The organism is Bradyrhizobium sp., assembly GCF_019244115.1.
Taxonomy (GTDB): Bacteria; Pseudomonadota; Alphaproteobacteria; order Rhizobiales; family Xanthobacteraceae; genus Bradyrhizobium.
Genome location: NZ_JAFATE010000235.1, coordinates 1 through 11569, shown reverse-complemented (window position 1 = coordinate 11569; position 11569 = coordinate 1). Strand labels below are relative to the sequence as shown.

The window sequence follows — 11569 nt, the reverse complement described above, 5'->3', positions numbered from 1 at the left end:
TGTCCGCGACCTGAAGCGCGGCATCGGCGCGGCCGGCGTGCCCGAGGGCACCGACGTGATCAATTGCGCGGGCAAGATCGTGGCCCCGGGGCTGATCGACATGCGCGCCTTCGTCGGCGAGCCCGGCGCGAGCCACCGCGAGACCTTTGCCTCGGCGAGCCAGACCGCCGCGGCCGGCGGCATCACCACCATCATCTGCCAGCCGGATACGTCGCCCGTGATCGACAATTCGGCGACGGTCGATTTCGTGCTGCGGCGGGCCCGCGACACCGCGATCGTCAACATTCATCCCATGGGCGCGCTGACCAAGGGGCTCGCCGGCGCGGAGATGACCGAGATCGGCTTGTTGAAGGCCGCCGGCGCGGTCGCGTTCAGTGATGGCGCCAAGAGCGTGACCAATGCGCAGGTGATGCGCCGCGCGCTGACCTACGCGCGCGATTTCGACGCGCTGATCGTGCACCATACCGAGGACCCTGACCTCGTCGGCGAAGGCGTCATGAACGAGGGCGAGTTCGCCGCCCGCCTCGGGCTGATGGGCATCCCCGATGCGGCCGAAGCCGTGATGCTGGAGCGCGACATGCGGCTCGTTACGCTCACGGGCGGGCGGTATCATGCGGCCTCGCTGTCCTCGATCGCCTCGCTGGAGATCTTGAAGCGCGCCCGCGATGCGGGCCTTGCGGTCTCGGCTTCGGTCTCGATCAACCACGTCACCTTGAACGAGAACGATATAGGCCCCTACCGCACGTTTCTAAAACTCTCGCCGCCGCTGCGTGGCGAGAGCGACCGCCGCGCGCTGGTCGACGCGCTGGCCTCGGGGCTGATCGACGTCATCATGTCCGACCACAATCCGCAGGACGTCGAGGTGAAGCGGCTGCCCTTTGCGGAGGCTGCGTTCGGGGCTGTGGGCTTGCAGACCATGCTGCCGGCTGGCCTGCGCCTGGTGCATAATGGCGAGATGGATTTCAAGGCGCTGATCCGGGCGATGTCGACGCGGCCGGCCGAAGTCCTCGGCCTGCCCGGCGGCAGCTTGCGCGCCGGCGCGCCCGCCGACGTCATCGTGATCGACCCGGATACGCCGTGGATCCTCGATCGCGCCGACCTGAAGTCGCAATGCAAGAACACGCCGTTCGACGAAGCGCGGTTTTCCGGACGCGTGGTCCGCACAATCGTCGGCGGCCGCACGGTGTATGAGCATGTGTGATGGGCGCGTCGACGAGGCGGTTTCACCCCTCATCCTGAGGAACGGCGTCTTCGCCGCGTCTCGAAGGATGAGGCCCGCATCTCGGCCTCTTAGTTCGCCGCGCAGGAGCGCGGCTCCTCACCATGAGGGTCGATGGCGTTGGGAGTTCCACCGATGGCACCTGAAGTCGCTCTGCCGATCGCGTTGGTCATCGGCTATCTGCTTGGCTCGATCCCGTTCGGGCTGCTCCTGACCAAGGTCGCCGGCACAGAGGATCTGCGCTCGATCGGGTCCGGCAATATCGGCGCCACCAATGTGCTGCGCACCGGGCGCAAGGGACTTGCTGCGGGAACGCTGATCGGCGACATGCTGAAGGGAACCGCTGCCGTCCTCATCGCAAGCTATCTTGACGGCCCGACTGCGGCGATGCTCGCCGCGCTCGGCGCCTTTCTCGGCCACCTTTTCCCCGTGTGGCTCAAGTTCAAGGGCGGCAAGGGCGTTGCGGTCTATATCGGGATCCTGCTTGGCCTATTCTGGCCCGCGGCATTGGTTTTCTGCTTGATCTGGCTCGCGACCGCCTTCGCCAGCCGCTACTCCTCGCTTTCCGCGCTGGTCGCAAGCGTCATCACGCCGCCGCTTCTGTGGTGGTCCGGCCATGCCGCGTTCGCAATGCTCTTCGCAGTCCTGACGTTGCTGCTGTTCTATATGCACCGCGAAAACATCAAGCGGCTCGTGGCGGGAACCGAAAGCAAGGTCGGGGCAAAGAAAGCGGATGCAGTGCAGCGTGAGGATGATTCGAAAAGCTCCTGATGCGATTGCAAGCCCGTAACATCGACGTCTTCAATCCTGTGAAAGGTTCGGCGTATCCTGTTCGCAAGTCGAGGCAGGCGCTGGTGAAGGAGTTGCGGGCCTGTCATCCTGAGTGACGAACAGCGGTTACGTCAGATGAGCACGATCTTGCCTTCCGTCGCGCACGGTGATCACAACCAGGGCGACGCCGCGCGGGCGACGGCCGAGCCGGTGCGAACCAGCGCGAGCGCGCTGCTCGCCGCCACCGACATCTGGTCGACACCCGGCGTCCTGGCAACGCGGAGCGTGCCGGCAACGCGGAGCGTGCCGACAGCGGAGAGTGCGCGGATAACCCAGGGCGAAAGCCGCCCACCAACCCCTGCCCCCGATCAGGCCGACGTGCCCGCGGCCGCGCCACCTCCGCGCGCGCGGCCGTCCGAGCTTCTGGCGCGGGCCAAGGCCGCCTGCTCGAGCGCACAACAGGTCGCCGAAGCCAAGACCGAATCCCAGACCGAAGCTGCATTTCAACCGCGCACGGCCGAGCCCGCGGTCTGGCCGCCGCGAAAACTGTCGCTCGCCCTGCAAGGCGGCGGCATTTTTGCGGCTTTCACCTGGGGCGTGCTCGACCGCCTGCTGCAAGAACCCGACCTTTCGTTCGACGCCATCAGTGGCGCCAGCGCGGGTGCCGTCAACGCTACTCTGCTCGCCTGCGGTCTCGCCGAGGGCGGACGCGAGCACGCCCGCGCGCTGCTCGCGCGCTTCTGGAACCGCATGCTGAATGCGACGTCGTTCCGCGCGCTGATGCTGATCGGCGCCTTTGCGCCGGCCTCGACCTCGGTGTCCTTCGGGTCGGCGCTGCGGCTCTCGCCAATCGATCCGTTCGATCTCAATCCGCTGCGCCAGGAGCTGACCGAATACGTCGATTTCACCGCCTTGCGCACCGCCGCGTGCCCAAAGCTGCTGATCGCGGCCACGCGCGTGCGCGATGGCCGGCCGCAGCTTTTCCGCAATGCCGACATCACGGCCGACGTGGTGCTGGCGTCGACCTGTCCGCCGCTGGTTCATGGCGCGGTCGAGATTGGCGACGAGGTTTTTTGGGACGGCAGCCATAGCGCCAATCCGCCGCTGGTTCGACTGATCCAGGAATCGGAATCCGCCGACCTCCTGGTCGTGCAGGCTGTGCCCGCGCGCGACGAGACCGTTCCAGCTACCGCGGCTGCGATCGATCGCCGCCTCGACCAGATCGCCGCCAATGCCGCGCTGCAGGCCGAGATCGCTGCGATCGAATGGGCGCGCGATCTCTCGACCTCGCTGCACCGCTTCCGGCTGCACCGGATCGCTGCCGAAGACGAGGTCGAGGGGTTGGCGCGGCAGAGCTCGGCGGAGATGGATCGCGGCCTGATCACCTTGCTGTGCGAGCGCGGTCATGCTGCGGCCGAGCGCTGGCTGCGGCAGGGCACCGGGCAGGCCAAGCCAACCGTCCCGGAGCCCTGGGATTACGTCACCGCGGCGTTGCAGTCGTTCACGGAGCCGGCACGGGTATGACACGGGCAAGCGATCCGGCGCACGCGCTCACGTGATGAGACAAGCCCCCTTCCCCACGCCCTCAGGTTGCGCCATGCTGGTGCGGGGAGGCCAGCGTGGACGCGTTCAATCCGACCAGTCAGCTCACAGAGGCCGAGCGCATCGACCATCTGCGGCTGATCCGCTCCGACAATGTCGGGCCGCGGACGTTTCGTTCGCTCGTTCTCCATTTCGGCAGTGCGCGCGCCGCGCTGGAGCGGCTGCCGGAGCTCGCCCGGCGCGGCGGTGGCAGTGCCCGCATCCCGAGCGAGGATGATGCGCGCGCCGAGCTCGCGGCCTGCCAAAGGCTCGGCATCAGCCTGAAGGCGCCCAGCGAGGCCGGCTATCCGCCGCGGCTGGCAACCATCGACGACGCGCCGCCGCTGCTCGGCGTGCGCGGCGCCACCGAGGCGCTGACGCGGCCGATGATCGCGATCGTCGGCTCGCGCAATGCGTCGGCTGCGGGGCTGAAATTCGCCAGCCGCCTGGCGCATGATCTGGCCGAGGCGGGCTTCATCATCGTCTCCGGTCTCGCGCGCGGCATCGATCAATCCGCCCATCGCGCAAGTCTTGCGCAAGGCACGGTCGCGGTGCTGGCCGGTGGCCACGACAAGATCTATCCGCCGGAGCATCAGGACCTGCTCGCGAGCATCCTCGGTCCGGGAGCCGCGATCACGGAGATGCCGCTCGGCCACGAACCGCGCGCGCGGGATTTTCCCCGCCGCAACCGCCTGATCTCGGGCTCAGCCCTCGGCGTCGTCATCGTGGAGGCCGCGCATCGCTCCGGCTCGCTGATCACGGCCCGCATGGCCGCCGAACAGGGCCGCGAGGTGTTCGCCGTGCCCGGCTCGCCGCTCGATCCGCGCGCCGCGGGTACCAACGACCTGATCAAACAGGGCGCGACCCTGGTCACGGACGCCGCCGACATCATCCACGCGGTTGCGCCTATCATGGAACGGCCGCTCGCGCTCGGCCTGCGCGAGGAAGACGACGAGCTACCCGCCTCCGATCCGCAAGCAGGCGAGCGCGAGCGGGTGACCGGATTGCTTGGACCGACACCGGTGCTGATTGACGATCTGATCCGCATGGCCGGCATGTCGCCCGCCATCGTGCGCATGGTGCTGCTCGAGCTTGAGCTCGCCGGCCGGCTCGAACGCCATGGGGGCGGCATGGTCTCGCTGATCTAAGAATCGCTTCTCTGATCGAAGTGCATGCGCGCGCCTTCGATCTCGCCTTGGTTGGCCTTTGGCATTCGCCGAGTGCCATCACCGACTTGGCCAGGCCACCGCCGAGCTCGTCAGCTCGAGAAGGCGCTGGCGAGCGGCCTTGGAAAGCCCCGACCGATCTCCACGCATGATCATCTGAAGGCGATCGGCCTGCCGCCTTCGCAAAGCGGCCGGCCGACAGGTCCGGATCTGACCGGACAAAGTTAGAACCACACGCCCTGCACGCCGCACAGGACTGCGATAAGTGTGATCAAAAGTCCAATCCCTGAAAATAGTGCGATCGAAATCAATTCACGAGTATCGGAAGTATCGGATGAGGCAGTCGACGCAGAACGCGAAACAACAAGGCGAGCGGCTTTCGACATTACGGACTCTCCAGGTCGGCGAATACAAATCTTAGCCCGCAAGAAGGTCTGTCGAGCGGCCACCAAGGTTCAATGTTTGCACAAAATACGTTCAAGAGAAGAGCAGAAGAATCGGTGCACCCTCGCGGCGCATCCGCGAGGGAACCCGTTGTCGTATTGGTTATTCGAGAAATGAACCCGGCTAGCCGCGAAACACCGGGGCTCCCGCCGGTGCAGCGGTTGCGCCGCCGTCCACGAAGAGTTCCGCGCCCTGGATGTTGGAGGCATCGTTCGAGGCAAGAAACAGGACCGCCTTGGCGACTTCTTCCGGCTCGCCGATCCGCCCCAGCGGAATGACTCCCGAGATTCGCTTTTCAAAGGCGGCGAACGCGTCCGGAGTCGGTGCCGTGCCATTCCAGATCGGGGTCCGCGATGCGCCGGGCGAGACCACGTTGACCCTGATCCGGCGCGGCGACAGCTCTGAAGCGAGGACACGCGCCATGGCGCGCACGCCGGCCTTGCTCGCGGCATAGGCCGCATAGCCGGGATTGCCGAGCCGCGAGATCACCGAACCATTGAGAATGATGGAGGCGCCGTCATTGAGGTGCGGCAGCGCCGACTGCACCGTGAAGAACACCGCGGTGACGTTGGTGCGCAGCACGTCTTCGAACACCGCAAGCGAGCTTCCGCCGGCCGGCGTCCGCTCGGCGATGCCGGCGTTCGCAAACAGCACGTCGAACTTGCCGAGCTTGTCGGCAGCGGCGGAAATCGCAGCCTCGGTTGCCGCGACATCGGTGACGTCGGCAGTCAGTGCGAGCGCCTGCGGTCCCAGTTCCTTTGATGCCACCGCGAGCGTGTCACGGTTGCGGCCGGTGATCGCCACTCTCGCGCCTTCCGCCACGAACAGTCGCGCGGTCGCGAGGCCGATGCCGCTATTGCCGCCGGTGATCAACGCCGTCTTGTTCATGAGTCTCACGACATCCTCCATGTGGTTGCATTATTAAACCGATTGCCTATCTAAGTGACGAGGTTTAATGATGCAACTACACAAGCCCGTGATCGGGGAGAACGGACATGGTCAAGCGGACGAGCCTGGAGGGCGATGCCTGCCCGATCGCGCGGGCGCTCGACGTGATCGGCGACTGGTGGTCGCTGTTGATCGTCCGCGATGCGTTTCTGGGCGCACGGCGCTTCGGCGAGTTCCAGAAGAAATTGGGCCTCGCCAAAAACATCCTCAGCGCGCGGCTCCGCGCCCTTATCGATCGCGGCATCCTGGCGACGGCGCCCGCCTCGGACGGCAGCGCCTATCATGAGTATGTGCTGACGCCGAAGGGACGCGGCCTGTTCACCGTGCTCGTGGCGCTACGCCAGTGGAGCGAGCAGTTCGACGACCGGCCCGACGAGATTGGAACCCTGCTGGTCGATCGCAGTAAAGGGAAGCCGGTCCGCCCGCTTGCGCTTCATTCTCAGGATGGACGGCAGCTCGCGGCTGACGACACGACCCTGAAGCCCCGGCCGTCCGCCCGCAATGTCCGGCGGGCTCCAGCCTGACGCCTGGTGCGCTTACGACAGCTTGCGCCTGCTGCGGACACGAAGATGCTCCTCGGCTTCCATCTGGGTCATGCCGAGCAGGTAGGCGAGCAGATCAAGGTGATGGCGTTCCGCCAGCCGGGTGAGCCCCGGGAGGGTTTCCAAAATGAGCGCCACGGCCTCGTCCGGGCCGTCATCCCCCGCCAGTTCGTCGATCCGCGACCGCCGACGCTTGTGAAGAGGTACGCGCTTACTCTTTCGCGCTGCCTTTTTCAAAAAACTGTTCCGAATCCGCGTGGTACACAAAATACCCTCAGGAAGAGTGCAACCGGAAGGAGGCGCTCTGCAACTCCTTAGATAGGAAGTGCGTCCTTGAAAACCCAATTTCAACATCTGTCGATTTGACAGGCGCCACCTATACACCCATGTTCGGGCTAGCACGGCCGACGCGAATCCCGCGGAATCGGCCTCATTTTTTCCCGTAAGTCACTGGAACTACATGAATATCGTCATCGTGGAGTCGCCGGCCAAGGCCAAGACGATCAACAAATATTTGGGCTCGTCCTACGAGGTTCTGGCCTCCTTCGGTCATGTCCGCGACCTCCCGGCCAAGAATGGTTCGGTCGATCCGGACCACAATTTCAGGATGATCTGGGAGGTCGACCCCAAGGCTGCGTCCCGGCTTAACGACATTGCCCGTTCCGTCAAAGGTGCCGATCGCCTGATTCTCGCCACCGACCCTGATCGCGAGGGCGAGGCGATCTCCTGGCACGTTTTGGAGGTGCTGAAGGAAAAGCGCGCGCTGAAGGATCAGAAGATCGAGCGCGTGGTGTTCAACGCCATCACCAAGCAGGCCGTCTCGGACGCCATGAAGCAGCCGCGCCAGATCGACGGCGCGCTGGTCGACGCCTACATGGCGCGCCGCGCGCTGGACTATCTGGTCGGCTTCACGCTGTCGCCGGTGCTGTGGCGCAAGCTGCCGGGCGCCCGCTCGGCGGGGCGGGTGCAGTCGGTCGCGCTGCGGCTGGTCTGCGACCGCGAGCTGGAAATCGAGAAATTCGTGCCCCGCGAATACTGGTCATTGATCGCGACGCTGGCAACGCCGCGCGGGGACACCTTTGAAGCACGTCTAGTCGGTGCCGACGGCGAGAAGATCCAGCGGCTCGACATCGGATCCGGCGCGGAAGCCGAGGATTTTCGCCGCGCGATCGAGGCGGCAAGCTTTGTCGTCACCGCGGTCGACGCAAAACCGGCACGGCGCAATCCGCAGGCGCCGTTCACGACGTCGACGCTGCAGCAGGAAGCGAGCCGCAAACTCGGCTTTGCGCCGGCGCATACGATGCGGATCGCCCAGCGCCTCTATGAAGGCATCGACACCGGCGGCGAGACCACCGGCCTCATCACCTATATGCGAACCGACGGCGTGCAGATCGCCAATGAAGCGATCACCCAGGCCCGCAAGGTGATCGGCGCGGATTATGGCAACGCCTATGTGCCGGACAGCCCGCGCCAGTATCAGACCAAGGCGAAGAACGCCCAGGAGGCCCACGAGGCGATTCGTCCGACTGACCTCTCACGCCGTCCCGCCGACATGCGCCGCCGGCTCGACAACGATCAAGCTCGCCTCTACGAGCTGATCTGGACCCGCACCATCGCCAGCCAGATGGAATCGGCCGAGCTCGAGCGCACCACGGTCGACATCACCGCAAAGGCCGGCGCCCGCGTGCTGGAGCTGCGCGCAACCGGCCAGGTCATCAAGTTCGACGGTTTTCTCGCACTTTACCAGGAAGGCCGCGACGATGAGGAAGACGAAGACGGCCGCCGCCTGCCCTCGATGAGCGAAGGCGAGCCGCTCAAGCGGCACGATCTCTCCGTCACCCAGCATTTCACCGAACCGCCGCCGCGCTTTTCCGAAGCCTCGCTGGTCAAGCGGATGGAAGAGCTCGGGATCGGCCGGCCCTCGACCTATGCCTCGATCCTGCAGGTGCTGAAAGACCGCGGCTATGTCAAGCTGGAGAAGAAGCGGCTGCACGGCGAGGACAAGGGCCGCGTCGTCGTCGCGTTTCTGGAGAACTTCTTCGCCCGCTACGTCGAATATGACTTCACCGCCGATCTCGAGGAGCAGCTCGACCGGATCTCCAACAACGAGATTTCCTGGCAGCAGGTTTTGAAGGATTTTTGGCGCGACTTCATCGGCGCCGTCGACGACATCAAGGACCTGCGCGTGGCCCAGGTCCTGGACGCGCTCGACGAGATGCTCGGGCCGCACATCTATCCGCCGCGCACTGACGGCGGTGATGTCAGGCAATGTCCGACCTGCGGCAGCGGCCGGCTCAATCTGAAGGCCGGCAAGTTCGGCGCCTTCGTCGGCTGCTCCAACTATCCGGAGTGCCGCTACACCCGTCCGCTTGCCGCCGACGGCGAGGCAACGGCGGACCGCGTGCTCGGCAAGGATCCGGAGACCGGGCTTGACGTCGCGGTCAAGGCCGGGCGTTTTGGTCCCTACATCCAGCTCGGCGAGCAGAAGGATTATGGCGAAGGCGAAAAGCCGAAGCGCGCCGGCATCCCGAAGGGTACGACGCCCGCGGATGTCGAGCTCGAGCTTGCGCTCAAACTGCTGTCGCTGCCGCGCGAGATCGGCAAGCATCCGGAGAGCGGCCTGCCAATCACGGCCGGCCTCGGGCGCTTTGGCCCGTTCGTGCGGCATGACAAGACCTATGCGAGCCTCGAGGCCGGCGACGAGGTCTTTGAGATCGGCTTGAACCGCGCGGTGACGCTGATCGCCGAGAAGATCGCAAAAGGCCCGAGTGGCCGCCGCTTCGGCGCCGATCCCGGCAAGGCGCTCGGCGACCATCCGACCCTCGGTGCAATCGCGCTCAAGAACGGCCGCTACGGCCCCTATGTCAGCGCCGGCGGCGTCAACGCGACCATTCCGAGCGACCGCGACAAGGATCAGGTCACGCTGGCCGAGGCGATCGCGCTGATCGACGAGCGCGCGGCTAAGGGCGGGGCTAAGGGCAAGGCTGCGAAGGCCAAGACGAGCAAGGTCCCCAAGGGCAGCGCTAAGGCTGCGAAGCCGGCCAAACATATCGACGAGGGCGAGGAGAAGGCCGCAAAGCCGGCGAAAAAGGCCGCGGTGAAGAAGGCCGCCGCCAAGCCGACATCGGCGTCGACCAGCAAGGCGCGCGCCCCGGTCGCCTCCGCCGCGAAAACCTCGGCGGCAAAGCCGGCCACCAAAGCGCCTGCCAAGAAGAGCGCCGGCAAGGCACGCGGATGAAGCCTCGCGACAGCGTCTTTCCGAGTACGGACGCCATCGTCGCCTACATTCGCGCTCATCCCGGCGAAGTCGGGACCAAGGAGATCGCGCGCGCGTTCGGCCTCAAAAATGCCGACCGCGCCGAGCTGAAGCGGATTTTGCGCGAGCTCGCCGACCGCGGCACGATTTCCAAGCGCGGCAAGAAGGTGGCCGAAACCGCGGCCCTGCCCACGACCGTGATCGCCGACATCACCTCGCGCGATGCCGACGGCGAACTGATCGCCACGCCCGCCGAATGGGACGAGGTCGAGAACTCCGAACCGCCAAAGATCCGCATTCACATGCCGCGTCACCCGCGGCCGGGTGCGATCGCAGGCGTCGGCGACCGCGCGCTGCTGCGCGTCGAACGGACAGACGACACCGAAGGGCCCGCCTATCGCGGCCGCATCATCAAGGTGATCGATCACGCCAAATCGCGCGTGCTCGGCGTGTTCCGCGCCCTGCCCGATGGCGGCGGCCGGCTCGTCCCGGTCGACAAGAAGCAGGCCGGCCGCGAACTGAACATTGCGGCCAGTGACAGCCACGGCGCCAGGGACGGCGATCTCGTCGCCGTCGACATCGTCCGCTCGCGCGGCTTTGGGCTCGCCTCCGGCCGGGTCAAGGAACGCTTCGGTTCGGTCGCGTCGGAAAAGGCCATCAGCCTGATCGCGATCCATGCCCACGATATCCCCCAGGCCTTTTCGAAGGAGGCGCTGCGCGAAGCGGAAGAGGCCAAGCCCGCGACCTTGAAGGGCCGCGAGGACTGGCGCGATATAGCGCTGGTCACGATCGATCCGCCCGACGCCAAGGATCACGACGACGCCGTCCATGCCGAATCCGATTCCGATCCGAACAACAAGGGCGGCTTCATTGTCCATGTCGCGATTGCCGACGTCGCCTTCTACGTCCGCCCCGGCTCGGCGCTCGACCGAGACGCGCTCATCCGCGGCAACTCGGTGTATTTCCCCGATCGCGTCGTGCCGATGCTGCCCGAGCGCATCTCCAACGATCTGTGCTCGCTGGTGCCGGGCGAGCCGCGCGGCGCGCTCGCCGTGCGCATGGTGATCGCCCCCGACGGCCGCAAGCGCTCGCATTCGTTCCATCGCGTCCTGATGCGCTCGGCGGCGAAACTGAATTATGCGCAGGCGCAGGCCGCGGTCGACGGCAAGGTGGACGACGTCACCGGGCCCCTGCTCTCGCCCATCCTCGAACCACTCTATGCCGCCTATGCCGCAGTCAAGCGCGCACGCGACGCGCGCGATCCGCTCGACCTCGACATCCCCGAGCGAAAGATCCTCCTGAAGAAGGACGGCACGGTCGACCGCGTCATCGTGCCCGAGCGGCTCGATGCGCACCGCCTGATCGAGGAATTCATGATCCTGGCCAATGTCGCCGCGGCCGAGATGCTGGAGAAGAAGGCGCTGCCTCTGATTTACCGGGTGCACGACGAGCCCAGCCTGGAGAAGGTACACGCGCTGCAGGAATTTTTGCGGACGCTCGATCTGCCTTTCGCCAAGGGCGGCCCGCTGCGCCCGTCGCTGTTCAATCGCGTGCTCGCCAACGTGCAGGGCGCGGACTACGAGGCCCTGGTCAATGAGGTGATCCTGCGCTCCCAGGCGCAGGCGGAATATTCCGCCGAAAA

The 11569-nt window shown here is 65.9% G+C and carries 9 protein-coding genes; 7 read left to right on the top strand and 2 right to left on the bottom strand.

Annotated elements, in window-relative coordinates:
- From JOZ76_RS10590 to dprA, 4 genes are all read left to right on the top strand, one after another.
- A partial coding sequence (locus JOZ76_RS10590; RefSeq protein ID WP_291698582.1) for a dihydroorotase occupies positions 1-1201 on the top strand: 1201 nt, incomplete at its 5' end.
- A gap of 153 nt (positions 1202-1354) precedes the next feature.
- Positions 1355-1990, top strand: coding sequence for a glycerol-3-phosphate 1-O-acyltransferase PlsY (gene plsY, locus JOZ76_RS10585; protein WP_291698581.1), 636 nt, complete (start codon positions 1355-1357; stop codon positions 1988-1990).
- Between the two features lie 135 nt (positions 1991-2125).
- Positions 2126-3514 (top strand): patatin-like phospholipase family protein, encoded by a 1389-nt coding sequence (locus tag JOZ76_RS10580; protein ID WP_291698580.1) that lies wholly within the window; start codon positions 2126-2128, stop codon positions 3512-3514.
- Positions 3515-3609: 95 nt separating this feature from the next.
- Entirely contained in the window at positions 3610-4719 is a 1110-nt protein-coding gene (dprA, locus tag JOZ76_RS10575) for a DNA-processing protein DprA (protein ID WP_291698579.1), read from the top strand.
- A gap of 585 nt (positions 4720-5304) precedes the next feature.
- Here dprA and JOZ76_RS10570 read toward each other — a convergent pair.
- Entirely contained in the window at positions 5305-6078 is a 774-nt protein-coding gene (locus JOZ76_RS10570; RefSeq protein WP_291698578.1) for an SDR family oxidoreductase, read from the bottom strand.
- A 98-nt stretch (positions 6079-6176) separates the two neighbouring features.
- Here JOZ76_RS10570 and JOZ76_RS10565 point away from each other — a divergent pair, with 98 nt between their 5' ends.
- Positions 6177-6653: a winged helix-turn-helix transcriptional regulator gene (locus JOZ76_RS10565; protein ID WP_291698577.1), complete on the top strand. Its 477-nt coding sequence runs from the start codon at positions 6177-6179 to the stop codon at positions 6651-6653.
- Positions 6654-6665: 12 nt separating this feature from the next.
- Here the strand turns inward: JOZ76_RS10565 and JOZ76_RS10560 are convergent, their stop codons facing one another.
- On the bottom strand, positions 6666-6908 hold the full coding sequence (locus JOZ76_RS10560) for a hypothetical protein (protein ID WP_291698576.1): 243 nt from the start codon (positions 6906-6908) through the stop codon (positions 6666-6668).
- 223 nt (positions 6909-7131) lie between these two features.
- Here JOZ76_RS10560 and topA point away from each other — a divergent pair, with 223 nt between their 5' ends.
- Positions 7132-9909: a type I DNA topoisomerase gene (gene topA / locus JOZ76_RS10555; protein WP_291698575.1), complete on the top strand. Its 2778-nt coding sequence runs from the start codon at positions 7132-7134 to the stop codon at positions 9907-9909.
- Positions 9906-11569 (top strand): ribonuclease R family protein (locus JOZ76_RS10550; protein ID WP_291698574.1); only part of this gene is annotated, 1664 nt, incomplete at its 3' end. The genes topA and JOZ76_RS10550, both read left to right, overlap by 4 nt.

Bases quoted from the DNA above. Each gene is read 5' to 3' on its own strand.
- plsY (WP_291698581.1), top strand. From the start codon at position 1,355: ATGGCACCTGAAGTCGCTCTGCCGATCGCGTTGGTCATCGGCTATCTG.
- JOZ76_RS10580 (WP_291698580.1), top strand. From the start codon at position 2,126: ATGAGCACGATCTTGCCTTCCGTCGCGCACGGTGATCACAACCAGGGC.
- JOZ76_RS10565 (WP_291698577.1), top strand. From the start codon at position 6,177: ATGGTCAAGCGGACGAGCCTGGAGGGCGATGCCTGCCCGATCGCGCGG.
- topA (WP_291698575.1), top strand. From the start codon at position 7,132: ATGAATATCGTCATCGTGGAGTCGCCGGCCAAGGCCAAGACGATCAAC.